This is a genomic window from Cupriavidus basilensis OR16 (assembly GCF_000243095.1).
GTDB classification, from domain to species: Bacteria; Pseudomonadota; Gammaproteobacteria; order Burkholderiales; family Burkholderiaceae; genus Cupriavidus; species Cupriavidus basilensis_D.
The window spans coordinates 24,319-48,202 of record NZ_AHJE01000071.1; the positions used below are offsets into that span (position 1 = coordinate 24,319).

General features: G+C 66.6%; 18 protein-coding genes and 4 pseudogenes. 17 read left to right on the forward strand and 5 right to left on the reverse strand.

Annotation, left to right across the window (positions count from 1 at the left end):
• Positions 1-217: 217 nt before the first annotated feature.
• From OR16_RS24990 to OR16_RS25015, 7 genes and pseudogenes are all read left to right on the forward strand, one after another.
• A pseudogene (locus OR16_RS24990) lies at positions 218-848 on the forward strand (IS607 family transposase).
• Positions 842-2,041, forward strand: coding sequence for an RNA-guided endonuclease InsQ/TnpB family protein (locus OR16_RS24995; RefSeq protein WP_006160979.1), 1,200 nt, complete (start codon positions 842-844; stop codon positions 2,039-2,041). The pseudogene OR16_RS24990 and the gene OR16_RS24995 overlap by 7 nt, the downstream one beginning before the upstream one ends.
• A gap of 320 nt (positions 2,042-2,361) precedes the next feature.
• Positions 2,362-3,495, forward strand: coding sequence for an efflux RND transporter periplasmic adaptor subunit (locus tag OR16_RS25000; protein WP_006160980.1), 1,134 nt, complete (start codon positions 2,362-2,364; stop codon positions 3,493-3,495).
• Positions 3,492-3,959, forward strand: a complete 468-nt coding sequence (locus tag OR16_RS25005; RefSeq protein ID WP_006160982.1) for an ABC transporter ATP-binding protein — start codon at positions 3,492-3,494, stop codon at positions 3,957-3,959. The genes OR16_RS25000 and OR16_RS25005 overlap by 4 nt, the downstream gene beginning before the upstream one ends.
• The gene (locus OR16_RS46330; RefSeq protein WP_006160983.1) at positions 3,925-4,146 is read left to right on the forward strand and encodes a hypothetical protein; all 222 of its coding nucleotides are present in this window, start codon (positions 3,925-3,927) and stop codon (positions 4,144-4,146) included. The genes OR16_RS25005 and OR16_RS46330 overlap by 35 nt, the downstream gene beginning before the upstream one ends.
• A gap of 7 nt (positions 4,147-4,153) precedes the next feature.
• A complete protein-coding gene (locus OR16_RS25010) occupies positions 4,154-5,362 on the forward strand; it encodes an ABC transporter permease (protein WP_006160985.1) in 1,209 nt (402 codons plus the stop codon).
• A 2-nt stretch (positions 5,363-5,364) separates the two neighbouring features.
• Complete coding sequence (locus tag OR16_RS25015; protein WP_006160987.1) at positions 5,365-6,564, forward strand: ABC transporter permease; 1,200 nt, start codon at positions 5,365-5,367, stop codon at positions 6,562-6,564.
• A gap of 54 nt (positions 6,565-6,618) precedes the next feature.
• Here OR16_RS25015 and OR16_RS25020 read toward each other — a convergent pair whose 3' ends face one another.
• The gene (locus OR16_RS25020) at positions 6,619-7,524 is read right to left on the reverse strand and encodes a LysR substrate-binding domain-containing protein (protein WP_006160988.1); all 906 of its coding nucleotides are present in this window, start codon (positions 7,522-7,524) and stop codon (positions 6,619-6,621) included.
• Between the two features lie 32 nt (positions 7,525-7,556).
• Between OR16_RS25020 and OR16_RS25025 the strand changes: the two genes are divergently transcribed.
• The 10 genes and pseudogenes from OR16_RS25025 to OR16_RS25070 all read left to right on the forward strand — a co-directional run bounded on the left by OR16_RS25025 (position 7,557) and on the right by OR16_RS25070 (position 18,145).
• Positions 7,557-8,426 (forward strand): Bug family tripartite tricarboxylate transporter substrate binding protein, encoded by an 870-nt coding sequence (locus tag OR16_RS25025; protein ID WP_237717214.1) that lies wholly within the window; start codon positions 7,557-7,559, stop codon positions 8,424-8,426.
• 54 nt (positions 8,427-8,480) lie between these two features.
• Positions 8,481-9,894: pseudogene (locus OR16_RS25030) on the forward strand (amidase family protein).
• Positions 9,895-10,253: 359 nt separating this feature from the next.
• On the forward strand, positions 10,254-10,934 hold the full coding sequence (locus tag OR16_RS25035) for a CDP-alcohol phosphatidyltransferase family protein (protein ID WP_006160991.1): 681 nt from the start codon (positions 10,254-10,256) through the stop codon (positions 10,932-10,934).
• Positions 10,931-11,773, forward strand: coding sequence for a HalD/BesD family halogenase (locus OR16_RS25040; protein WP_006160993.1), 843 nt, complete (start codon positions 10,931-10,933; stop codon positions 11,771-11,773). The genes OR16_RS25035 and OR16_RS25040 overlap by 4 nt, the downstream gene beginning before the upstream one ends.
• Complete coding sequence (locus tag OR16_RS25045; protein WP_006160995.1) at positions 11,770-12,777, forward strand: flippase-like domain-containing protein; 1,008 nt, start codon at positions 11,770-11,772, stop codon at positions 12,775-12,777. The genes OR16_RS25040 and OR16_RS25045 overlap by 4 nt, the downstream gene beginning before the upstream one ends.
• 32 nt (positions 12,778-12,809) lie before the next feature.
• Positions 12,810-13,574, forward strand: coding sequence for an NTP transferase domain-containing protein (locus OR16_RS25050; protein ID WP_006160996.1), 765 nt, complete (start codon positions 12,810-12,812; stop codon positions 13,572-13,574).
• Positions 13,571-15,145 (forward strand): annotated as a pseudogene (aepX, locus tag OR16_RS47410) (phosphoenolpyruvate mutase). Before OR16_RS25050 ends, aepX begins: the two are co-directional and overlap by 4 nt.
• Positions 15,142-16,243 (forward strand): annotated as a pseudogene (gene aepY / locus OR16_RS25060) (phosphonopyruvate decarboxylase). The pseudogenes aepX and aepY overlap by 4 nt, the downstream one beginning before the upstream one ends.
• On the forward strand, positions 16,244-17,308 hold the full coding sequence (locus tag OR16_RS25065) for a 2-aminoethylphosphonate aminotransferase (protein ID WP_006161004.1): 1,065 nt from the start codon (positions 16,244-16,246) through the stop codon (positions 17,306-17,308).
• Positions 17,309-17,452: 144 nt separating this feature from the next.
• On the forward strand, positions 17,453-18,145 hold the full coding sequence (locus OR16_RS25070; RefSeq protein WP_081488881.1) for an MlaC/ttg2D family ABC transporter substrate-binding protein: 693 nt from the start codon (positions 17,453-17,455) through the stop codon (positions 18,143-18,145).
• 38 nt (positions 18,146-18,183) lie between these two features.
• Here OR16_RS25070 and OR16_RS25075 read toward each other — a convergent pair whose 3' ends face one another.
• The 4 genes from OR16_RS25075 to OR16_RS25090 all read right to left on the reverse strand — a co-directional run bounded on the left by OR16_RS25075 (position 18,184) and on the right by OR16_RS25090 (position 23,868).
• Positions 18,184-20,268: a putative bifunctional diguanylate cyclase/phosphodiesterase gene (locus OR16_RS25075; RefSeq protein ID WP_006161006.1), complete on the reverse strand. Its 2,085-nt coding sequence runs from the start codon at positions 20,266-20,268 to the stop codon at positions 18,184-18,186.
• Between the two features lie 188 nt (positions 20,269-20,456).
• Positions 20,457-21,782 carry an MFS transporter gene (locus OR16_RS25080; protein ID WP_006161007.1) on the reverse strand — a complete coding sequence of 442 codons (1,326 nt, stop codon included), beginning with the start codon at positions 21,780-21,782 and terminating at the stop codon, positions 20,457-20,459.
• Between the two features lie 101 nt (positions 21,783-21,883).
• A complete protein-coding gene (locus OR16_RS25085; protein WP_006161008.1) occupies positions 21,884-22,099 on the reverse strand; it encodes a DUF2783 domain-containing protein in 216 nt (71 codons plus the stop codon).
• Positions 22,100-22,134: 35 nt separating this feature from the next.
• Positions 22,135-23,868: an FAD-dependent oxidoreductase gene (locus tag OR16_RS25090; protein ID WP_006161009.1), complete on the reverse strand. Its 1,734-nt coding sequence runs from the start codon at positions 23,866-23,868 to the stop codon at positions 22,135-22,137.
• Positions 23,869-23,884 lie beyond the last annotated feature (16 nt).

Consider the following 23,884-nt stretch of genomic DNA (forward strand, 5'->3'; position numbering starts at 1 on the left):
GCCACATCGCTGCCGTGGGTGCTTCGCAATCCTCTTGCTGATGCGCGCCAAGCTCGCAAGCAGACGCGCAACGCATGCTTCAAGGGGCTAGGCCGGGCAAGAGCGAGTGGGGCGGAAAGTGGCGTCTGGGCGTATTTTCAAGGGCAAGCTTGCCTGCAGGGCTTGAACTGTGTGCATAAGAGTTGCTCGTTTCTGCGCATTCCTGAATAATTTGTTCATGTCACGCGAGATGGTCGGCATTCAAGAAGCTGCAGCGTTCTTTGGGGTCGCCCAGCAAACGCAGCGTCGCTGGGAACGAGAAGGCAAGTTTTTGCCCGACCAGCGCACGCCTGGGGGGGCGCAGGCGCTACGACTTGGCGCGACTATGCCCGCAGCGGCCACGCGCGCCGGCCGTGGAGCGTCGAACAGTGGCTTACGCTCGCGTGTCGTCGCATGACCAGAAGGCGGATCTGGAACGCCAGAAGCAGGTGCTCGAGTTGTATTGCGCCCAGCAGGGCTGGACGTTCGAGGTTGTCGCGGACCTGGGCTCCGGCATGAACTATCAGAAGACGGGACTCAAGCGCTTGCTCAGCGCGGTGATCGGAGGCCAGGTCGGCCGGCTTGTCGTCACGCATAAGGACCGGCTGTTGCGGTTCGGTGCCGAATTGGTGTTTGCCATATGCGAGGCGAAACAAGTGGATGTCATCATTCTGAATCAAGGCGAGGACACGACCTTCAAGGAAGACTTAGCCAAGGCCGTCCCGGAGATCATCGCGGTGTTCAGCGCTCGCTTGCATGGCAGCTGGTCGCGCAAGAATCAAAAGATTCTGGATGACGTGCGCCGCACCGTCGAGGCTGCGCGATGCTGATCGCTCACAAGATCGCCCTCGAGCCGAACGACATCCAGGCGACCTACTTCGCCCGGGCGGCTGGTGTGGCGCGTTTCGCCTACAACTGGGCGCTAGCCGAGTGGAAGCGCCAATACGACGCGCACAAGGCCGGTTCCACTCAGCCGAAACCATCGCAAGCCGCGTTGCGCCGCCAGTTGAACGCGGTGAAGCGCGAGCAGTTCCCCTGGATGCTGGAAGTCACCAAGAACGCGCCGCAGATGGCGATCATTCAGTTAGGTGACGCCTTCAAGAATTTCTTCGCCGGCCGAGCCCGCTATCCGCAGTTCCGCAGGAAGGGCGTGCATGACCGCTTCACGCTCACCAACAACCAGTTCAGTGTCGACGGTTCGCGCATCCGCATCCCTAATCTTGGCTGGGTGCGGATGCGCGAGACGTTGCGCTTCGCTGGCAAGATCCTATCGGCCACGGTCTCCCGTGTGGCCGACCGCTGGTTTGTCAGTCTCACCGTCGATACCCAGGACGATTCTCATCTGCCCAAAGCCGAAAACCAAGGCGCGGTCGGTGTGGATCTGGGTGTCTCGGCCCTGGCAACGCTCTCGACGGGAGAACCTCCAATACCGGGCCCGAAGCCTCACAAGGCGCTGCTCGGCCGCCTCAGGCGCTTATCGCGTAGCTTGAGCCGCAAGCAGAAAGGCTCGACCAACCGCAAGAAGGCCAAAGGCAAGCTTGCCCGGCTGCATGCCCGGATCTCCTGTCTTCGTTCCGATGCCCTGCACAAGCTCACGAGCGACCTGACGCGCCGGTTCCATACCATCGGCATCGAGGACCTGAATGTGCGCGGGATGACGAAGAACCGGCATCTGGCGCGCTCGGTGGCCGACATGGGCTTCTTCGCGTTCCGGCGGCAGTTGGAGTATAAGGCGGCGACGCGGGGTGGTGTGGTGGTGGTGGCGGACCGTTGGTTCGCCAGCAGCAAGACGTGCTCATGCTGTGGACACAAGTTGGCCGTGCTGCCGCTGTCGGTACGGGAGTGGGCGTGTCCGGCCTGCGGCGCGCGCCATGATCGCGACGTGAACGCCGCGATCAACTTGAGAAGTTATGCCGTGAGTTCCACGGTACCAGCCTGTGGAGAGGAAGGCTCTGGTCCTGGCGGTAACGCCGGGACGAAACCAGCCTCGACGAAGCAGGAAGTCAGCTTTGTTCCTGATTGAGCAGGAATGAGCAAGTCTGACGGAACGGTTCCAGTTCGTCACATGTATGCCTATGCTAGAGATCAGAGGGCATTGTCGCGGCCAAGGGTGTACGTATGCCCACGAAGATGGTCTGGCGAGCTGGCAAACGCCCAGGGGTCCAACCTTGCGTTTGAGGCGAATCTTGATGCGAGCGCTCCGCTTCCGGTCATCAAACAGGAGGGCTATGAACAGGCTGTTGGACTAGGCTTGCTCCTCCTTGCCCTATGACAGACCGTTCCCCTTTCCCGCCGGGGCGGGCAATCCGCCGCCTGGTCACTATCCGCGTAGCGGGCGCCGCCATGGTGTTGGCGCTATTGGCCTGTGCCACCTGGTATGCGACCCGGGTCGAGCCTGTGGCGGTGCTGACAGCCAGGGCCGACATGGGGCGGGTCGAGGCCACTGTCGCCAATACCCGCGCCGGTTCGGTGTCCGCCTGCCGGCGGGCAAAGCTGGCGCCTCCGGCGGCGGGTCGCATCGAGTTGCTGAATATCCGCAAGGGCGATCGCGTGAAGACCGGGCAGGTCCTGTTGGCACTCTGGAACGAGGACCTGCTCGCGCGTGATCGGCTTGCGCAAGAGCAGTTGCTGACAGCCACGGCGCATGCGCGCGAAGTGTGCGAGCTGGCCAAGGTGGCGGCCAGCGACGCCAGGCGCGCGCTCGGGCTGGTGGCCAGGGGCTTTGTTTCCTCGCAGGCCTTGGAGCGGGCCGACGCCGACGCCAGTTCCAGGTCCGCGGCGTGCGAATCCGCCAGGGCCCAGGTGAAAGAGGCCAGCGCGCGTATCGCGGGATCCCGCGCCGATATCGCACGTACGGTCCTCAAGGCGCCGTTCGACGGCGTGGTGGCCGAAGTGAATGGAGAAATAGGCGAATACCTGACGCCGTCGCCGCCAGGCATCCCGACACTGCCGGCGGTGGACCTGATCGACGACTCCTGCCTCTACGTGTCGGCCCCGATCGACGAGATCGACGCGGCGCGCCTGCGGGTGGGCATGCCGGCGCGCGTCACCCTGGACGCCTATCGCGGCAGGCATTTCGCGGGCAAGGTGCGGCGCGTCGCGCCCTACGTGCTGGCGCAGGAGAAGCAGGCCCGCACCGTCGAGGTCGAGGTGCAGCTCGATAGCCCGGACCCGGCGCACTACCTGCTCGTCGGCTACAGCGCGGATGTGGAGATCGTGACCGACGCGCACGACCCGGTCTTGCGCCTTCCCACCACGGCCCTGAGATCAGGCAACATGGCGCTAGTGCTGACCGCCGAGGGCAAGCTGGCGGCGCGCAAGCTCGATACCGGGCTATCCAACTGGGAGTTCACCGAGGTAAAGGCGGGCCTGGCGCGCGGCGAACGGGTGGTCACTTCGCTGGATCGCGGCGGCGTGCGCGCAGGCGCGGCCGCCGTCGAAGAGCCGCAGGCTGGCACGGGAGGCACGGCGAAATGATCCGGCTCCACGGCATCCGGCGTGCCTTCGCGCTCGGGGGCGAGACGGTGCATGCGCTGCGCGGCATCGACCTTGCGGTGGCGCAGGGGGAATACCTGTCCATCATGGGGCCATCGGGCTCGGGCAAGTCCACGCTGCTCAATATCCTGGGCCTGCTCGATCGTGCCGATGCCGGCACCTACGAGCTTGACGGCCGCGACGTGACTGTCCTGCCGGATGACGAACTGGCCCGCCTGCGACGGCAGAAGATGGGCTTCGTGTTCCAGTTCTTCCACCTGGTGCCACGGTTGTCCGCCGCGGGCAACATCGAGCTGCCGATGGTACTGGCGGGCATGGATCCGGCAGAGCGCCACCGCCGCCTGGCCGTGCTGCTCGGCGAGCAGGACCGCGCCGGCCACCGGCCGGACCACGGTGGCCATTGCCCGTGCAATGGCCATGCATCCGCCGGTGATCCTCGCCGATGAGCCAACGGGCAACCTGGACCGGCAGACGGGCCAGGATGTGCTGACGGTGCTGGAACGCTTGCACGCTCAGGGGGGGACGCTGATCCTGATCACGCATGACCCGGAGCTCGGCGCCCGCGCCGCGCGCCAGCTGCGCATGGTGGACGGCGCCATCGTCGGCGACCAGCCCCAATCCCCGCCGCGATAGGTCCGCCATGCGCATCGCCGACGTGTTCGACTTCACCTGGCAGGTACTGCGCGGCAACCGCGCACGCAGCCTGCTGATGCTGCTGGCGATGAGCATCGGCGTGGCGGCCGTGGTGACGGTGAGCGCGCTCGGCGAGGGTGCCAGGCTGTACGTGGTGAACCAGTTCGGCGCGCTGGGCACCAACCTGGTCATCGTGTTGCCCGGGCGCAGCGAAACGGCCGGCGCGGCACCCGGGATCGTGCTGGGCGCTACCACGCGCGACCTGACGCTGGACGATGCGCTCGCGCTCAAGCGCAGTCCCGCGGTGGCACGCATCGCGCCGCTGATTGTCGGCGACGCCGACTTGCGCGTGGGCGCTCGCCGGCGCGAAGCGCCGGTGCTGGGTTCCACCGCGGAACTGCTTGCGGTGCGTCATATGGCATTGGCCCAGGGCAGCTTCCTGCCCGAAGGGGATCCCCACCATGGCCAGCCCGTCTGCGTGATCGGCACCAGGGTGGCGGCGGAGCTGTTCGGCGCGCGCCCGGCCCTGGGTGAGTGGCTGCGCATCGGCGACCGGCGCTTCCGCGTGATCGGGCTGCTGGCGGGGCAGGGCGAGTCGCTGGGCTTCAATACCGATGAGATGGTGATCGTGCCGCTGGCCGCGGCCCAGGCCCTGTTCAATACCGACTCGCTGTTCCGTGTGCTGATCGAAGCCAGGAGCCGCGAGCAGATCCAGCACGCGAGGGCCGACGCCGAGGAGATCATCCGGCAGCGCCACGAAGGCAAGCGCGACGTGACCGTCATCACCCAGGACGCGGTGCTGGCCACGTTCGACCGCATCCTGCGGGCACTCACCCTGGCAGTGGGCGGCATTGCCGCCATCAGCCTGGCCGTGGCCGGCATTCTCATCATGAACGTGATGCTGATTGCCGTGACCCAGCGCAGACAGGAGATCGGGCTGCTCAAGGCACTCGGCGCCACCGCCGGCCATATCCGGCTGCTCTTCCTCACCGAGGCGGTGCTGCTGGCGCTCGGCGGCGCGGCGACGGGCCTGGCGGTGGGCGAGGCGGGCTGCCGCCTGGCCACCCGGCTTTATCCGGCGATTCCGTTCACCGCGCCCTGGTGGGCCTTGCTGGCCGCACCGGCCACCGCGGTGGTGGCGGCGGTGGTGTTCACGGTGGCGCCGGCACGGCGCGCGGCCAGCCTGGACCCGGTGCAGGCCTTGTCGCGGAGATGAGCATGCGCTACGCCGACTTCATCCGTTTTACGCTCGCCTCGCTGGCCGCCCACCGGCTGCGCACCTTCCTCACCGCGCTGGGCATTGCCGTTGGCATTGCCGCGGTCATCCTGCTGACCTCCATCGGCGAAGGACTACATCGCTACGTGATCAAGGAGTTCACCCAGTTCGGCACCAATCTGATCGGCGTGACACCGGGGCGCACCCAGACCCACGGCGCCTCGCTCGGGTCGATCAACACGGTGCGCCCGCTTTCCATCGAAGACGCCTCCGCCCTGGGCCACGTCCCCCACGTGCGCGTGGCCAATCCCCTGGTCCAGGGCAATGCCGAAATCGACTACCTCGGCAAGAGCCGGCGCGTTACCTTGTATGGCGTCGGGCACCGCTTTACCGAGGCGCTGAGCATGCGCGTGGCCGCGGGCCAATTCCTGCCCGACGACGATCCGCGCGCCGCACGTACCCTGGCCGTGCTCGGCGCAACCGTGGCGCGCGAACTCTTCGGCAGCAACAACCCGCTGGGCGCACGCGTGCGTGTCGGCGGGGAGCGCTATCGCGTCATTGGCGTCATGCAAGCCAAAGGCCAGATGCTAGGCTTCGACCTGGACGATACCGTCTATATTCCGGCGGGCCGCGCGCTGGACCTGTTCAACCGGGAAAGCCTCGTGGAAATCGAGGTCACCTATGATCCGACGGCCCCGCTCGCCGAGGTCGAGGCAGGCATCAAACGTGTGTTGAGCGCGCGCCATGGCGGTGAGGACTTCACCGTCACGCCGCAGCAAAAGATGCTTGATGTGTTTGGCGCAGTGCTCGACGCCATCACCTTCGCGGTCGCGGCGATCGGTGCCATCTCGCTGGTGGTCGGCGGGGTGGGGATTCTCACCATGATGACCATCGCGGTGGCCGAGCGCACGTCGGAGATCGGTCTGCTGCGCGCCGTTGGCGCAACCCGGCGCCGGGTCATGTTGCTCTTTCTTGGCGAGGCGGCGGTGCTGGCAGCCGCCGGCGGCATGGCGGGACTGTTGCTGGGGTGGAGCCTCGCCCTATTGCTTGAAGCCGCGTTGCCGGCCCTGCCGGTCCATACCCCATGGTCATATGCCGTGCTTGCCGAGCTGGTGGCGGTCGTGGTCGGCCTGGCTGCGGGCGTCCTGCCGGCGCGCAAGGCAGCGCGGCTTGATCCGCAGGAGGCGCTGCGTTCCGAGTAGGCCGCGCGGGTCGATCCTGCCCGCCGAGTATCGTGTCCGGGCGGCGCCCGGCGCTCAGGCGAGCCGGGCGTCACTCCTGATCGCGCGGCGGAAGAGCTCGGCAAACCGTGTTGCGGCTAGCGAGAGCGGATTGTCGCGCAAGGTAAGGATGCCGAGCGTGATTGGCGGCAGGGACATGGCCAGCGGGATGCGGCTGACCTGGTCGCCATACGGCGCTGTCTTCAGCATGCCGGCAGGGCAGGTCAGCAGGGCATCGCTGCGCGTCAGCAGGTTCCAGCCCACGCCAAAGGTATTGACCTTGATGATGCGGCGGGGCCGGGCGAGTCCCGCTTCGCGGATGTTCTCCAGGAAGTGCGTGTGCTGACTGCCTGGCGACAGGTACATCAGCCACTCGCATTCCAGCAATTCGCTCCATTGCGTGGCGTTTTCCAGCGGATGCCCGCGCCGGCAGGCCAGCATCGTATCGAGGTCGAGCAGCGGCTCGAAACTGAAGTCGCTCCCGATCGATTCGCGCACTGGCGCAGCCACGGCAAAGTCCACCGCGCCTTCGCGCAGGGCCGGCAGCACCATGGGCATCAGTCCTTCATCGATCGTGACGTCGGCCAGGGGCATGCTGAGCCGGAAGGATCGCATCACCTCCGGCAGGACACTGAGGAACGCCATCGGCGTGACCGCCACCGCGACGCGTGCGGAGTTGCCCCCCTGCAGCTCACGGATATCCTGGCGCGCCAGCGCAAGCTGCGCCTGTGCCATGCGGGCTCGCGAGGTGAGCTGATGCCCGCACTCGGTGAGGGTCACGCCGCGTGAACTGCGCACGACCAGCGGCGCATCGAGGTCCTCTTCCAGTTCTTTTACCGCCTTCGTGATGGCCGCCTGGCTCAGGTGCAGGCTACGCGCGGCGGCGCGAATGCTGCCGGTTTCGACGAGCCGCAGCCAGGCTTTCAGGTGATGGTCTTTCATGGCGTTTCCGGTTCCGCCCGATCAAGCTGATCGTGCCCTATGCGGCAGGCTCGGGGGTCGACGTCACCATGCGCCCCATCGCCGAAGTCATGGGACGGGAGCTGGGCCAGCCGGTGGTGCTGGACAACCGCGGCAGCGCGGGCGGCATCGTCGGCACGCAGGTGCTGGCCGCTGCGGCGCCGGACGGCTACACCATCGGCTATGGCAACCTGGTCACGCTGGCCATCAACCGCGCCTTCTACACCAAGCTGCCCTACGACCCGGAGAAGGACATCGAGCCGGTCGGGCTGGCCGTGAGCAACGCCTACGTGCTGATCGCGCGCAAGGACTTCCCGGCCAGCAACCTGGAGGAACTGATTGCCTATGCCCGCAAGCATCCCGGCAAGGTGGTCATGGGCTCGCCTGGGGTTGGCTCCGCGGGCCATCTGGCAGGCGAGCTGATCAAGAGCAGCACCGGCACCGTCATGCTGCACGCGCCGTACAAAAGCGGTGCCCAGGCGCTCGGCGACATGGTCAACGGGCAGGTCGACATCATGATCGACAACATTTCCGGCGTACTGCAGTTCGTGCAGTCCGGCCGCGTCAAGCCGCTCGCGGTCACCAGCTTGCAACGCGCCTCGGTATTGCCCAATGTGCCGACCATCGACGAGAGCGGCATCAAGGGATTCAATGTGGTCGCCTGGGGTGGCGTGGTCGCTCCGGCGGGCACGCCCAAGGCGGTGATTCGCAAGCTCAATGCGGCGCTGAACAGCGCCCTCCGGGATCCCGCGGTGATACGGGCCAACGCTTTGCTGTCGGTGGACGCGATGCCCTCTACGCCCGCCGAATTCTCGACATTGATCCATAGCGAGGTGCCGAAGTGGGCTGAGAGCGTCAAGCGCGCCGGGGTCAGGGCAGATTGAAGCGCACATGCCCGCCGTCGCGGGCAAATGCAGGGACCAAAGGGAGGAAGTCCGATGAGCAATGAAATCTGGCGCTGGAGCGCTGTTGACCTGGCCAGCCGTATCCGGCTTCGCGAGGTGTCGTGCGAGGAGGCCGTTGCCAGTTGCCTGGATCGGCTTGACCAGGTGAATCCGCAGATCAACGCCGTGGTGGAAGTGCTGGCCGCGCAGGCGATGGAGGCGGCGGCACTGGCCGACGCCGCGCTGGCAAGGGGCGAGCCGGCCGGCCCCTTGCATGGTGTCCCGGTCACGGTGAAGGTCAACGTGGACCTGGAAGGCTGCGCCACCACTAACGGGGTGGGCGCCTACCGCGATGTGCTGGCCCGCGCCGACAGCCCGGTGGTGGCGAACCTGCGCAAGGCGGGTGCCATCGTCATCGGCCGCACCAATACGCCGGCGTTTTCGATGCGCTGGTTCACCGATAACGATCTGCATGGCCGCACGGTGAACCCGTGGGACCCGGAGCGCACGCCTGGCGGCTCCAGCGGCGGCGCCGCGGCCGCGGTGGCGGCGGGCATCGGGCCGCTTGCCCACGGCAATGATCAGGGCGGATCGATCCGCTATCCCGCCTATGCCTGTGGCGTGCCCGGACTGCGGCCAAGCCTGGGCCGGGTACCGGCGTTCAATCCGTCGCAAGCGAAGGAGCGCACTCTCGGCATGCAGATCAGCTCGGTGCAGGGACCACTGGCGCGACAGGTCGCGGACCTGAGGCTGGGTCTTGCCGCCATGGCGGCCGGATCCAAGGGATCCCTGGTGGGTACCGGCGCCGCTCGATGGCCCGGTGCGGTTTCCCGTGCGCGTGGCCGTTTGCGCTGAACTGCCGGGTTACGCGGTCTCGCCAGCGGTGGCCGGCGCGGTCAGGCAGGCGGCGCATTGGCTGGAGCAGGCGGGCTGCACGATCGAGGAGGTGGCCCCGCCGCGGCTGCGCGAGGCGGCGGACTTATGGCTTGCGCTGACCCTGAACGAGGCGGGGGCCGGGGTGCGCCAGGCCGTCGAGCAGGATGGCGACGACCCCATGCGCAAAGCGTTCGCAAGCATGAACTGCCACGCGCCACAGCTAGGCTTGACGCAATACATGGCCGCGCTGTCGCAGCGCTCCACCTTGCTGCGCGAATGGCAGGCGTTCCTTGCGCGCTATCCGCTGCTGCTCTTGCCGGTCTCGTGGCAGCTGCCATTCCCCATCGATGCGGACCAGAAGGGCGACGACGCGATGCGCTGGATCCTCGACGCGCAAAGCCCGTTGCTGGCCACCGCCATCCTGGGCCTGCCCGGGCTGTCGGTGCCGACCGGGCTGGTGGAAGGCGTGCCGATGGGCGTGCAACTGGTCGCGGGCCGCTTTCAGGAGGAATTGTGCCTGGCCGGCGGCGAGGCGATCGAGGCGCGCGCCAGCTGCGGGGTGCCGGTGGATCCGCGCCGGGCGGGACAATGACCGGGTCGTGACCGGGCAAGGGCTACCGGCATGAGCCGGCAGCACGACGCCATAACGAGCGCCCGTCAGTCCCCCCGGCGCTCGTCTGCGCATGCGCAAGCGGGAGCGAGCCATTGCATGGCATCCCGCACCCACCGTCAGCGCCGCAAAGCAGGCAGGACCCCCCTTGTTTGCCAGCCGCCCGGCACCGCGCGCGTGCTGTTGCGGTTCACTTCGCTTACCATAGCGGTTTGACTAGCGGTATCCCTGTATGGCGACCCGGCCGGCTCGGCCGTTGCGTTCCCGCAATGCAATGTGCGTGAACCGGCGCTAGTATGCGAGCCGTGCGGCAGTTTCCCTGCCGGTGGACCTTTTCCCAGATGAACAAAAATCCAAAGAACTCACACGGCGAGCCTCCCGCCCCGCGTACCTGGGACGCCCGTCTGGCGCGCGCGCTGGTGCGCCCGCTCAAGGACTCCTGGGTCACCCCGAACCACCTGACCACCCTGCGGCTCGTGATCGGCCTTGCCGGGGTAGCCTGCCTGATGCAGGGCGGTTTCGCGTGGACCAATTACGGTGCGCTCCTCATTGTGGTGTCCAACTTCGTGGACCACACTGATGGTGAATTGGCGAGAATTAGCGGAAAATCCAGCAAGATAGGTCATTTTTATGACCTGGCGAGCGATGCGTTGATTACCGTCCTGTTGTTTGTGGGCATGGGCGTAGCCATCTCGGGGCAGGCCGCGGCAGACACCATGCCGCCCGTCTTGCAAGGCACGCTCGCGGGTGTGGCGGTGGCGCTGATTTTCTTCCTGCGCATGCGGATCGAGTCGCGCGTGGGGAAAAGCGGGACGAAGCAGGCATCTGCAGGTGGTTTCGAGACGGAAGACGTGCTTTACCTGCTTCCGCTCGTCACGCTGACCAGCGGCATCGCACCGTTCCTGATGGCGGCGTCGATCGGTGCTCCCCTGTTCGCAGCCTGGGTCATCATCGATTACTGGCGTGTGATGCGGCGTCCCCTGCCGGCCACGGCTTCGACGGAGATCCGAGGAACCCGATGAGCGAGCAATCCAACGACATCACGCTGGACGACCCGCGCCCCGTTTCAGCGAATCCCCGCCAGACGCCCGCCCCGGAACCTGCCGCCGGCACCAGGCTGCCCGATGCCGACGCCTCGGTGGCCGAGCGCACGGCCCGGCTCGACAGCAACCAGCTGCGTGCCGATTTCGTGCGCCAGGGCGCCTTCCTTCACCTGGAGGCGTTCCTGGCGCCGGAGGTCACTGCGCAACTGGTGGCCAGCGCCCGCGCGCTGGTGCCGCAGATCAACCGCAACTACCTGCCCGGCCACAAGCAGGGTGGCAGCGTCAGCCGGCATACCATCGACGAGCTCGCGCCGTTCATCGCCGAGCTGTACCGGTCGAAGGCGCTGATCGGCTGGCTCGAGCAGATGTGCGGCGAGAAGCTGCAGGTCTCCCCCGACTCCGATCCCCACGCCTACGCGCTGTATTACTACACGCGCCAGGGTGACCACATCGGCTGGCACTACGACACCTCCTACTACGACGGCCGCCGCTACACGCTGCTGCTGGGCGTGATCGAGGAATCCTCCTGCCGCCTCGACTACGAACTGCACACCCGCGACGCGGAAGTGCCCGATGCGCCCGGTTCGGTGCAGACCACCCCCGGCGGGCTGGTGTTCTTCGATGGCGACAAGCTGCGCCACCGCATCACGCCGTCCGGCGCCAACGAGATGCGGGTGTCGCTGACCTTCGAGTACGTCACCGATCCGGGCATGCGCCCGTGGCTGCGCTTCATCTCCAACATGAAGGACGCGGTCGCGTATTTTGGCTTCAGGCAGGTATTCAAGAGACTGGTGTCGGGCCAGAAGCCCCGCCCATGACCCGTGCCGCAATGCTTTTCCTGTCGATCGGCGCGGCGCTCTTTGTCGCGCTGCTCGCCTGGCAGGGATTCGGCTCCGTCGCGTCGACGTTCATGTCGGCCGGCTGGGGCCTGGTGCTGGTCGCCGCGTTCCACCTGCTGCCGCTGGTGCTGGACGCCGGCGCCATCTTCGTTTTGTTCGAGCGCCGGGCCGGCCATGCCACCATGCGCGACGCGCTGCTGGCGCGCTGGGCCGGCGAGTCCGTCAACAGCCTGCTGCCGGCGGGGCAGATCGGCGGCCCGGTGCTGATGGTGCGCTACCTGGCGCAGCGCGGCACGCGCATGCGCGACGCCGCCGCGGCCATCACGGTGAGCACCACCATGCAGGCGCTGGCACAGATGGTGTTTGCCTTTATCGGCCTGGCGCTGTTTGGCCTGTACGGCGGGCACGGCGCGCTGTCGGACCTGCGCACGCCGACCCTGGTTGTCACCGCTGTGCTTGCGCTATGCATCGCGGGTTTCTACGTGGTGCAGAAGCGCGGCCTGTTTGGCCGGGTGCTGCGCTTGCTGTCGAAGGTATTCGGCAAGCGCGACTGGTCGGGGTTGACCATGCGCGCTGATGCCGTGGACGCGGCCGTGCAAGGGATGTACCGCGACCGCCGCAAGGTGGCGTCCACCTTCGCGCTGAGCCTGGTCGGCTGGCTGGTCGGCACCGGCGAGGTCTGGCTGGCCCTGCATTTCCTCGGGCATCCCGTCAGCTGGCTCGACGCCTTGCTGCTGGAGAGCGTCGGCCAGGCGATTCGTGGCGCGGCGTTTGCCATTCCCGGCTCGCTGGGCGCGCAGGAAGGCGGCTACCTGTTGCTGGCTCCCATCGTCGGCCTTCCGCCCGATGCGGCGCTGGCGCTGTCCTTGGCCAAGCGTGCCCGCGAGATCGGGCTCGGCGCGCCCGGGCTGCTGTATTTACATTTGAGTGAACGAAAATTCCAACGGCGGCGTGCAGCAGGTGTGCAGCAGGTCGCCGATTGATCGATGGCAATTTGCGTGGGTGCGGAGAACGAATGCGAGCAATCATCCTTGCCGCAGGCCTAGGCCTGCGACTTCAGCAACAACCCGGGGAGCAATTCCCCAAGTGCCTGTTGCGTTTTGAGGGCATCACCTTGCTGGAGCGGCATCTGCGCATGCTCGACGCGGCTGGGGTGGACGAGATCGTGCTGGCGCTTGGCTTCCAGCCGGAACACGTCGAGGCCGAGCTGGTGCGGCTGGGGCGCGACCCCTATCCGGAAATCGTGCTGAACCCGCGTTACGACCTGGGCAGCGTCCTGACCGTGCACACGGTGGCCGATGCGCTCACGCGCGGCGGCGATGTCCTGCTGATGGATGCGGACGTGCTCTACGACGAGCGCATCCTCAGCGCGCTGGTGGCGGGCGGCACGACCAATCGCCTCTTGATCGACCGCGATTTCGAAGCCGGCGACGAACCCGTCAAGCTGTGCCTGAAGGATGGCGTGCCGGTGGAGTTGCGCAAACAGCTCGCGGTTGGCCTGGCGTACGACACCATTGGCGAGTCGGTCGGTTTCTTCCGCTTCCAGGAGCAAACCGCGCGCCGCCTGGCGCAGATCGTCCAGGGCTATGTCGACAGCGGCCGCTCGAACATGCCGCACGAAGAAGCGGTTCGCGACCTGCTGCTCGAAGGCGGCCACGTATTCGATGTCGCCGACGTGAGCGGCGCACCGTGGATCGAGATCGATTTCCCGAACGACGTGGCGCGCGCGCGCGACGAAGTCCTGCCCGAACTTCAGCCGATTGTGGGAGTAGCACAGTGAACGCGATTGACCCGATTTTCTCGACTGCCTCGCGCAGCGCCCGCCTGCGCCAGATGATTGTCGGCAACGAGCTGGAATTCATGATGGAAGCCCACAACGGGCTGTCCGCGCGCATCGTGCGCGAGGCTGGTTTCAAGGCCATCTGGGGTTCGGGCCTGGCAATCTCCGCCCAGTACGGCGTGCGCGACAACAACGAAGCCAGCTGGACCCAGGTGGTCGACACGCTCGAGTTCATGGCCGACGCCAGCGACCTGCCGATCCTGCTGGACGGCGACACCGGCTACGGCAACTTCAACAACGTGCGCCGCCTGGTGCGCAAGCTCGAGCAGCGCGGCATTGCCGGCGTCTGCATCGAGGACAAGCAGTTTCCCAAGACCAACAGCTTTATTGACGGCGAGCGCCAGCCGCTGGCCGAGATCGATGAGTTCTGCGGCAAGATCAAGGCCGGCAAGGATTCGCAGTCGGACGACAACTTCTCCATCGTCGCCCGCGTGGAAGCCCTGATCGCTGGCTGGGGCATGGACGAAGCCCTGCGCCGCGCGGAGGCCTATCGCCAGGCCGGCGCGGACGCCATCCTGATCCACAGCAAGCTGTCGCGCCCGGACGAGATCCTGCAGTTCGCGCGCTAGTGGGCCGGCCGCGGCCCGCTGGTCATCGTGCCGACGAAGTACTACAGCACGCCGACCGAAGCCTTCCGCAAGGCGGGCATCAGCGTGGTGATCTGGGCCAACCACCTGATCCGCGTGGCGGCATCGTCGATGCAGGCCGTGGCCAAGGAAATCCACGACAGCGAAACGCTGGTCAACGTGGAAGACCGCATCGCCTCGGTCAACGAGATCTTCCGCCTGCAGGACGCCGACGAATACTCGAGCGCCGAAAAGATCTACCTGTCCGGCTCGCAAGCACCGGGCGCGGCGGTAGTGCTGGCGGCCGGCCGCGGCACCGGGCTCGAGCCCCTCACCGAGGACCGTCCCAAGGTCATGCTGCCCGTGGCCGGCAAGCCGCTGCTGCGCTGGCTGGTGGATGCATTCAAGAAGCAGTCGATCAACGACATCACCATTGCCTACGGCGACCTGCTGTTCCGCAGCTATATCCTGCGGGATCTGCTGGAGAGCGACGCGCCGTTCAGCGTGGTGGTGGACTCGTCGCTGACCACGGAGTCGAACCAGAGCGTGCGCGATTTCGCCCATTGCTCCGCGCCCGACGACCGCGACCTGTTCGGCCAGAAGATCCTGCTGCGCCGTGTGTCCAGCGAGGGCCAGGAGCCGGGTGCTGGTCAAGCGCAGGCGCCGCATGGCCGCTGGATCGGCCTGCTGAACGTGCGCGGCGAAGGGCGCGTGCGCCTGCAGAAGCTGGTTGCCGAACTGCGCAAGCGCGACGACTTCAATACGCTGGACATGCCCGCGCTGCTCAACGCGCTGGTCGAAGCCGGCGAAGAGATCGAGGTGAAATATGTGCACGGCCACTGGCGCGGCGTGAACGACCTGGACGACTTCCGCCGCGCGGGAGATTTCGCGCATACGCAGACGCCGTTCGCGGTTGGCCCCACGGATGACGAGGAAGCCCGATGATCGAAGCGGCACAATTTGTCGAGGCCGCGCGCGCGCGGGGCTTCGACTGGTATGCCGGGGTGCCCTGTTCGTATCTCACGCCGTTCATCAACTACGTGATGCAGGACCCGTCGCTGCACTACGTGTCGGCGGCGAACGAAGGCGATGCGGTGGCGCTGATCGCCGGCGTGACGCTGGGCGCGCAGGGCGGCCGCCGTGGCGTCACCATGATGCAGAACTCCGGCCTGGGCAATGCGGTCAGCCCATTGACGTCGCTCACGTGGACGTTCCGCCTGCCGCAGTTGCTGATCGTGACCTGGCGCGGGCAGCAGGGCGTGGCTGACGAACCCCAGCACGCGCTGATGGGTCCGGTCACGCCGACGATGCTCGACACCATGGAAATCCCGTGGGAGACCTTCCCGACCGACCCGGCCGAGGTTGGCCCGGCGCTGGATCGCGCGGGAGCGGCCCACGCCGCGCCCGAAGTGCACACCGCAGTCGGAGCCGCAGGGTGCTTCGCCCGATGGCCTGCCTACGCGCCGCGACGCGCTGCAGCGCGTGATCGCGCATACGCCGATGGACAACACCGTGGTGCTGGCATCGACCGGCTTCTGCGGGCGTGAGCTCTACGCACTCGATGACCGTGCCAACCAGCTCTATATGGTGGGTTCGATGGGCTGCCTCACGCCCTTCGCGCTAGGCCTCGCGCTCGCACGTCCGGACCTCAAGGTGGTCGCGGTGGACGGTGATGGCGCAGCGCTCATGCGCATGGGCGTGTTCGCCACGCTCGGCGCCTATGGCCCGGGCAACCTCACGCATGTGCTGCTCGACAACGGCGCCCACGACTCCACCGGCGGCCAGGCGACCGTGTCGCACCACGTCTCGTTTGCCGGCGTGGCGTCCGCCTGCGGTTACGCGTCGGCGGCCGAGGGCGACCATCTCGACCTGCTTGACCAGGCACTGTCCGGCGCCGCGCCCGCGCGTGCCGCCGGCCCGCGTTTTGTCGCGCTGACGATCAGTGCCGGCACGCCGGACGGCCTGCCGCGCCCAACCATCACCCCGGTCGATGTGAAGACGCGCCTGGCGCGACACATCGGTGCCGACCAAGGAGGGAAGTAAATGCTGCTACTCAATCCGGGACCCGTTACCCTGTCGGAACGTGTCCGCCAAAGCCTGCTGCAGCCCGACCTGTGCCATCGCGAAAGCGAGTTCTTCGACCTGCAGGACGAAGCGCGCGCGCGCCTGCTGGACATCTACGGACTGGATCCCGCCGAGTGGGCCGCGGTCCTGATGACCGGCTCCGGCACGGCGGCGGTAGAGAGCATGATCGCCGCGCTGGTGCCCGAGCAAGGCAAGCTGCTGATCGTCCAGAACGGCGTGTACGGCGAGCGCATTACGCAGATCGCCACGCAGTACCGCATCGCCCATGAGGTGGTCGCGCACGACTGGATGCAGGCGCCTGATCTTGCCCGCATTGCCGCCGCGCTCGACGCGGACCGCGCGATCACGCATGTGGCGGTGATCCATCATGAAACCACCACCGGCCGCCTGAACGACCTCCAGGCACTCGACGCACTGTGCCGCGCGCGGGATGTGCGCCTGCTGGTGGATGGCGTCAGCAGCTTCGGCGCCGAGGCGATCGACTTCGGCGGCAGCATTGCCGCGGTGGCGGCCACGGCCAACAAGTGCCTGCACGGCGTGCCGGGCGCATCGTTCGTCATGGTGCGCCGCAGCGCGCTGGAGCAAGCCGCCAGCCGCACGTACTACCTGGATCTGGGCCGGCTTGCGCGCCTGCAGGACCAGCGCAACACGCCGTTTACGCCGTCGGTGCATGCCTATTACGCACTGGTGGAGGCGCTGCGCGAGCTGGAGGAAGAGGGCGGCTGGCGCGCCCGCCATGCGCGCTATGCGGCCCTTGCGGAACGCGCCCGCGCCGGGCTTGAGGCCCTGGGCATGCCGGCCCTGTGGCCGTCGGACCAGTCCTCGGTGGTGCTGCGGGCCTACCGCTTGCCGGCCGGCTTGTCGTATCCCCAGCTGCACGACGGGCTGAAGGCGCGCGGTTTTGTCATCTATGCGGGGCAGGGCGGGCTGTCGGCCGAGTTGTTCCGCATTTCCACGATGGGCAATATCAAGATGGATGACATCGAGCGCCTGCTGCAGGGCTTCAAGGCGCTGACGCAGTAATTGCCGGTTGGCCGGCACGCAACGCGTACCGGCCACTGTCGTTTTCGTCATTTTATTTTTGGCGGCAAAGCACTAGCATTAGGCAAGAGATGCCGGTAACCGGGCTCCCCGGGCAACCGCATACCGCTAGTGGAGGACATCGCGATGCCTCGCCATCTCCGTCTTCGCCTTCGCCTTGCCATTGCGGGAGGCAAGGCCGTGGCGCTTGCGGTTTGCGCTGGTCTTGTCTTTATCGCGGGTGCATCCTTCCCTATCTCCGCGCCGGCCGCGACGCCTGGCGAGAGCCCCGCGGCCGCAGGCGTGGACCGCTCCTCGCCGGACCGCATGGTCCGCGCCGCCGTCGAAGGCGTCCTCGCCACCATCCAGGCCAACCCCGACACCCGTAACGGCGATCTCGACAAGATCACGGCCGTGGTGCGCCAGCAGTTCCTGCCTTATACCGATTTTCAACGCACCACCCGGCTTGCGGTCGGCAGCGCGTGGCGCAGTGCTACGCCTGAACAGCAGAAGCAGCTTTACGAACAGTTCCAGACGCTGCTGGTGCGCAGCTACGCCTTATCTCTCTCGCAAGTGCGCGAGCAGGCGCTGAAGTTTCGCTACAAGGCACCGCGCACCAGTGGGAATGATGTGGTGGTGGAAACCAGCGTGCTGAATAAGGGGGATGAGGTGAAGATTGATTATCGGCTGCAGCGGGGGGCGGCTGGGTGGTCGATTTACGATATTAATATGAGTGGGGCTTGGTTGATTGAGGTTTATCGCCGGCAGTTTGCCGATATTGTGGCTAAGGGCGGGATTGAGGGGCTGGTTAAGTATCTGGCTCGTCATAATGCGGCGTGAGGTACCCCGCGTCGTTTAATGGCCGTATGGGGCCTTCTTCATCCAGCATCCGATAGCAGATTGTCCTCGGACAGCGATTCAATCAGGTTCTCCGCGGACATCGGCCGTCCCAGCAGGAATCCTTGCAACGAATCGCATCCAAGCCGCGTCAGGAACTCCTGCTGCTTTGCTGTCTCGACCCCTTCCGCAACAATATTCAAATTCAGCGTCCGACCCAGCGCCACAATGGCCGAGACAATCGCCGCATCCTCGGTATCGCGTGAAAGATCCCGGATAAACCCGCGGTCGATCTTCAGCTCGCTGGCTGGCAGCCGCTTGAGATACAGCAGGCTCGAGTAGCCGGTGCCGAAGTCGTCGATCGAGATGCGCACGCCCATGTCGTGGAGTTGCTGCAGGATCTGCAGGCTGGCGTCGGCGTCGCGCATCGCCGTGGATTCGGTGACCTCCAGCGTCAGGCAGCGTGGCTCCAGCGCATGCCGGGCCAGGGTGTCGCGCACGGTCGTGATCAGGCTGGCGTGCCGGAACTGCAGCGCCGACAGGTTGACCGCCATGGTCCATTCCGGGCGGCCTGCGTTGCGCCATGCCCGTATTTGCCGGCAGGCTTCGTCCAGGATCCAGTCCCCGATCGGTACGATCAGCCCGGTTTTTTCCGCGAGGGGGATGAACTGGTCCGGGGCGATCAGGCCACGCGTGGGATGCATCCAGCGCACCAGGGCTTCCACGCCGACGATCGGACCGCTGGGGGCGGTGAGCTTGGGCTGGTACTGCAGGATCAGTTCACGGCGTTCCAGCGCCATGCGCATGTCCTGCACCAGCTGAAGCTGCTCGTGCACGTTGGCGTTCATCGATGCTTCGAAGAAGCAGATGGTGTTGCGGCCCAGCGCTTTGGCGTGATACATCGCCGCGTCGGCGTTGGTCAGCAAGTCGTGCTGGAACTCGCCATCGCCAGGGTACATGGCGATGCCGATGCTGGTGGAGACGCGCAACTCGCGGCCGGCTACCTGGAAGGGCTCGCGGATGGCGCTCAGCACGTTCTCGGCAAGGGTGGCGGCATCCGCCGGCTCGCTGACGCTGGCCAGCAGCACGAACTCGTCGCCGCCCAGCCTTGCGATGGTGTCTTGCGAGCGGACCGTGGCGCCGACGCGCCGCGCGACTTCCACCAGCAACTGGTCGCCAATGGGGTGGCCGTAGGCGTCGTTGACCGCCTTGAAGCCGTCCAGGTCCATGAACATCAGGGCGAAGCGGCTCTTCTCCCGTGTGGCGCTCTGGATGGCTTGCTCGAGCCGGTCTTCCAGCAGCACGCGGTTGGGGAGCTTGGTGAGGTTGTCGTGCAGCGCCAGGTAGGTCAGTTCCTGGTTGGCCTCGGCGAGCGAGATGGCCAGCATGGCGGTGCGGGCTTCCAGGCGCATGTCCAGCACGGAGGTGATCAGGGCAATGGCCAGCACGGCCAGCGTCACGACGATGATCACCACCGCCAGCCATCCGGTGTCCATGCCGTTGCGCGCCGCGCCGCAGACGGCGCCGATCGGGAATTCCGCGGCCGCCATGCCGGTGTAGTGCATCCCGGCGATGGCAGAGCCCATCACCACCGACGCACCCGCCCGCAAGGGCCGCACCCAGACCGACTGGCGGCGCAGGTTGAACGCGATCCACAGCGCCGTGCCGGACGCCAGCACCGCAATCACCACGGACAAGACGAACAACGATGGGATGTAGCGGATGCCCGGCACCATGCGCAGCGCAGCCATGCCGGTGTAGTGCATGCCGGCGACGCCGCCGCCGATCAGCAGGGCGCCGCAGGCCAGGCGCCGCCACGGCAGCGTTTCACGGCCGACCAGCCAGAGCGCGAGCGCGGATGACGCGATGGCGATCACTAGCGAGGCCAGGGTGATGGGCAGGTCGTAGCCAAGCGGTATTGGCAGGTGGAACGCCAGCATGGCGATGAAGTGCATCGACCAGATGCCGATGCCCATGGCGCAGGCGCCGCCGGCCAGCCACCAATGGGCCGCGCGCCCTTGCGCGCTGGCAATGCGCCCCGCCATGTCCAGGGCAGTATAGGAGGCCAGTATCGCGACAAGCAGTGAGAACAGCACAAGCAAACTGTTGTAGCTACCGGCGAGCATGGAAAACCTTTCTGGACGTTGACTTTGAACTGCCTGGGTGCCACTCCATGTGACACGCAAGAGAGCGTGCCAAAGAAAGCGCCAGTACGCCACTCATATCGACAGGTTGGCGGGCAAATTTAGTCAGAACCCCAAAAAGCGCGACGCCCGCGGGCCATCCGGCCCCCGGGCTGATCGCTGGCCAGCGATCAGTGCCGCGGCTCGGCCTTCGGCACGCCTGCCCACATGGCGATGCCGCTGGCCAGCAGCAACGCCGCGAGCAGATACAGCGCATTGTCCATGCTGCCGGTGTGCGTCTTGATCTGCCCGATCACCCAGGGGCTGACGATGCCGCTGGTAATGCCGATACTGCTGATAAAGGCAATGCCGGCGGCGGCGGTGTGGGCCGGCAGGTGGCTCGGCGGCAAGGACCAGAAGATCGGCAGTGCGGCAAAGATCAGCACGCACGCGGCGGACAGCAGCGCGAGCATCGCCGCGAAGCTGGGCAGGTGCAGGGTCAGCAGCGCTAGCGCCAGCGCGCCGCCGGCCGTGCAGGCTACGAAGTGGCGATGCCGCTCGCCGCGCCGGTCCGAATGGCGGGCGATCAGGATCAGGCCCACGGCGCCGATCGCGTTCGGGATGACGGAGTAGAGGCTGATCGACATCACGTCGGTGATGCCGAAATCGCGGATCATCAGCGGCATCCAGAAGCTCAGGGTCAGCGAGCCGCAGGTCAGCGCGAAGTAGATGAAGGCAAAGAGGTAGATGCGAGGATTGCGCAGCGCCTCGATGAGCGCGCTCAGCGAGTGCGCGTGCGTGGCCTGCCCGGCCGGCCCATTGTGCGCGGCGAGCAATGTCTTCTCCTCGTCGCTGAGCCAGCTTGCCTGCCGCGGGCCATCGACCAGGAATACCGCGGCGATGAGCCCGAGCACGATGGCGGGCGCGCCTTCGATGGCGAACATCCACTTCCAGCCGTAGAGCCCGAGCACGCCGGCCATGTCGCGCATGATCCAGCCCGACACCAGCCCGCCCAGCACGCCAGCCACGGCAACGCCCGCGAAGAAGATGGCCATCACGGCAGCACGGCGCCGCGCCGGGAACCAATAGGTCAGGTACAGCACGATGCCGGGGAAGAAACCGGCTTCGAACACGCCCAGCAGGAAGCGCAGCGTATAGAAGTGCGTGGGCGTGGACACCCACATCATGCCGACCGATGCCAGGCCCCACAGCAACATGATGCGGGTGAAGGTGCGGCGCGCGCCGAAGCGGGCCAGCAGCATGTTGCTAGGCACCTCGCACAGCACGTAGCCCACGTAGAACACCGCGGCGCCCAGCCCGTACATCGCATCGCTGAAGCCCAGGTCCTGCTTCATCTGCAACTGGGCAAAGCCGATATTGATGCGGTCCAGGAAGGAGATGACGTAGCAGACAAAGAGGAATGGAATGATGCGCAGCCAGATCTTTCGATAGAGCGCGTCTTCGTCGCGGGCAGCAGAAGCCGGGGGCGCAATGGCCCCTGCAGAGGAATAGGTCATGGATTGTCTCCGGGAACGCGGGCCCGGCCGGGCCCTGGATGCCGACGTCTGGTGCGTATTGGCAATGAGTGGAAGCGGGCAGCGGGCCGTGCCCGCCGCAATCAGGCTTGCGCGCCGATCTCCTGCGCTGCGCCCTGCCGGGCGAGCTGCAGGGCGGCGGCGAGCGTGTCGTGGTCGCCGATATGATTTGCGAGCAACAGGATCAGTTGCGCATTGGCTGCCTGGCTCTGGCCGCCGTCGAGATCGCGATGCATGTCGATCAGGGCTTCGTAGAAGTCGTCGGCGCGTGCCAGGTTGGGGTGGGTGTTGAGTGCCATTGCTGTCTCTCTGATTCAGAATGTCCCGGTGGGATTCATGCCGGCACCGGGGCGGCCGCCTGCGCTGCCGCCGCTCCGCTTGGCGCGCCCTGCGCGTTACCGGTCGCGCGCGACATGGCCTGCTGGATGGCGGCGATGTCGACCTGCCGCCAGCGCGCGCAGACATGCTGGTCCGGGCGGATCAGGTACAGCGTGCCGGGCCGCGCGTCGTAGCGCTGCGCAGCAAGTCCCTCGGCGTCGTGCCACACCGGTATGCCGGGCGATGTCGCGGACATGGCATCCGCGCTGACCACCACCAGCCTGAGCGGCAGCGTGCCTTGCAGCAGCCGTTGCAAGGCAGCCAGGGTGGCAGCGTCGGGGGTGCCGAACAGCAGCGCGGTGAATTGCCCGCCTAGTTGCGCCAGCAGCCATCCTTGGCCTTGCTTGCCGGAGACTGGCGCATCCACGCAGGCGGTGCCCGGCACCATGGTGCTGGCGAAGTCGCCGGAGTCAGGCGTGTTGAGCGTCGAATCGCGCAGCACGCACGGCAATGACAGCCGTCCGCTGTTGACCAGTTGCCGGGCAAACGCATGCTTCTTCGACAGGGCCAGCACGGCATCGCGGAACACCTTGCTGACGGCACTCTTGGGTGTGATGAAATCCGTCGAACGCGTCGAGTGGCGGATGTTCTCGTCGGCGGCGTATTCGCGCTCGCTTGCATAGGTGTCGAGCAGGCTGTCCGGCGCGTGGCCCCGGATCACGTACGCCAGCTTCCAGGCCAGGTTCTCAGCGTCCTGCACGCCGCTGTTGGCCCCGCGCGCGCCGAACGGCGAGACGCCATGCGCGGAGTCGCCGGCAAACAGCACATTGCCATGGCGGAAGCTGTCCATGCGCAGGCAGGAAAAGGTATAGACGCTGACCCATTCCAGCTCGAACCTGGCGCCCGGCCCGAGCAGCGCCTGCACACGGGGAATGACACGCTCCGGTGTTTTCTCCAGCACGGGATCGGCGTCCCAGCCGAGCTGGAAGTCGATGCGCCAGACATTGTCGGGCTGGCGGTGTAGCAGCACCGACTGGTTCGGATGGAACGGCGGGTCGAACCAGAACCAGCGCTCCGTGGGGAAATCGGCTTCCATCTTCACGTCGGCGATCAGGAAGCGGTCCTTGAACGTGCGGCCCTTGCTGTCCAGGCCCAGCAGGTTGCGCAGCGGGCTGCGCGAGCCATCGGCCGCCACCACGTAGCGTCCGGTGAGCGCGTAGGGGCCGTCCGGCGTGTCGATGGTCAGCACCACGTTCGCATCCGGCGTGCCGGCGTGACGCTGTTCGATGCCCGTCACCTTGTGCTTCCAGCGGATCTCCAGGTTCGGCAACTGGCGCGCGCGGTCGAGCAGGAAGCCCTCGACGTAATACTGCTGCAGGTTGATGAAGGCCGGCCGTTGATGGCCGGCCTCCGGCAGCAGGTCGAAGGTGTAGACCTGTTCGTCGCGCACGAAGACCTTGCCGACGTGCCAGCGCACGCCCTTGTCCACCATGGGTTCGCCGCAGCCGAGCCGGTCGAAGACATCCAGCGTGCGCTTGGCAAAGCAGATCGCGCGGGATCCGCTCGACAGCGTGCAGTCATCGTCCACCAGCACAACCGGCACGCCGTGTTGGGCCAGGTCGATCGCGGTGGCCAAGCCTACCGGGCCGGCTCCTACGACGATGACGGGATACGGGGTGCCAGTGTGTTCCTGCCCCTGCTCGCGGCAAGGCTGGTACGCAAATGACAGGTTCTGGTAGTCGATGCTCATGCCTGTGTCTCCATCC

Bases quoted from the DNA above. Each gene is read 5' to 3' on its own strand.
- OR16_RS24995 (WP_006160979.1), top strand. From the start codon at position 842: ATGCTGATCGCTCACAAGATCGCCCTCGAGCCGAACGACATCCAGGCG.
- OR16_RS25000 (WP_006160980.1), top strand. From the start codon at position 2,362: ATGGTGTTGGCGCTATTGGCCTGTGCCACCTGGTATGCGACCCGGGTC.
- OR16_RS25005 (WP_006160982.1), top strand. From the start codon at position 3,492: ATGATCCGGCTCCACGGCATCCGGCGTGCCTTCGCGCTCGGGGGCGAG.
- OR16_RS46330 (WP_006160983.1), top strand. From the start codon at position 3,925: ATGGCCATGCATCCGCCGGTGATCCTCGCCGATGAGCCAACGGGCAAC.
- OR16_RS25010 (WP_006160985.1), top strand. From the start codon at position 4,154: ATGCGCATCGCCGACGTGTTCGACTTCACCTGGCAGGTACTGCGCGGC.
- OR16_RS25015 (WP_006160987.1), top strand. From the start codon at position 5,365: ATGCGCTACGCCGACTTCATCCGTTTTACGCTCGCCTCGCTGGCCGCC.
- OR16_RS25020 (WP_006160988.1), bottom strand. From the start codon at position 7,524: ATGAAAGACCATCACCTGAAAGCCTGGCTGCGGCTCGTCGAAACCGGC.
- OR16_RS25035 (WP_006160991.1), top strand. From the start codon at position 10,254: ATGAACAAAAATCCAAAGAACTCACACGGCGAGCCTCCCGCCCCGCGT.
- OR16_RS25040 (WP_006160993.1), top strand. From the start codon at position 10,931: ATGAGCGAGCAATCCAACGACATCACGCTGGACGACCCGCGCCCCGTT.
- OR16_RS25045 (WP_006160995.1), top strand. From the start codon at position 11,770: ATGACCCGTGCCGCAATGCTTTTCCTGTCGATCGGCGCGGCGCTCTTT.
- OR16_RS25050 (WP_006160996.1), top strand. From the start codon at position 12,810: ATGCGAGCAATCATCCTTGCCGCAGGCCTAGGCCTGCGACTTCAGCAA.
- OR16_RS25065 (WP_006161004.1), top strand. From the start codon at position 16,244: ATGCTGCTACTCAATCCGGGACCCGTTACCCTGTCGGAACGTGTCCGC.
- OR16_RS25070 (WP_081488881.1), top strand. From the start codon at position 17,453: ATGCCTCGCCATCTCCGTCTTCGCCTTCGCCTTGCCATTGCGGGAGGC.
- OR16_RS25075 (WP_006161006.1), bottom strand. From the start codon at position 20,268: ATGCTCGCCGGTAGCTACAACAGTTTGCTTGTGCTGTTCTCACTGCTT.
- OR16_RS25080 (WP_006161007.1), bottom strand. From the start codon at position 21,782: ATGACCTATTCCTCTGCAGGGGCCATTGCGCCCCCGGCTTCTGCTGCC.
- OR16_RS25085 (WP_006161008.1), bottom strand. From the start codon at position 22,099: ATGGCACTCAACACCCACCCCAACCTGGCACGCGCCGACGACTTCTAC.
- OR16_RS25090 (WP_006161009.1), bottom strand. From the start codon at position 23,868: ATGAGCATCGACTACCAGAACCTGTCATTTGCGTACCAGCCTTGCCGC.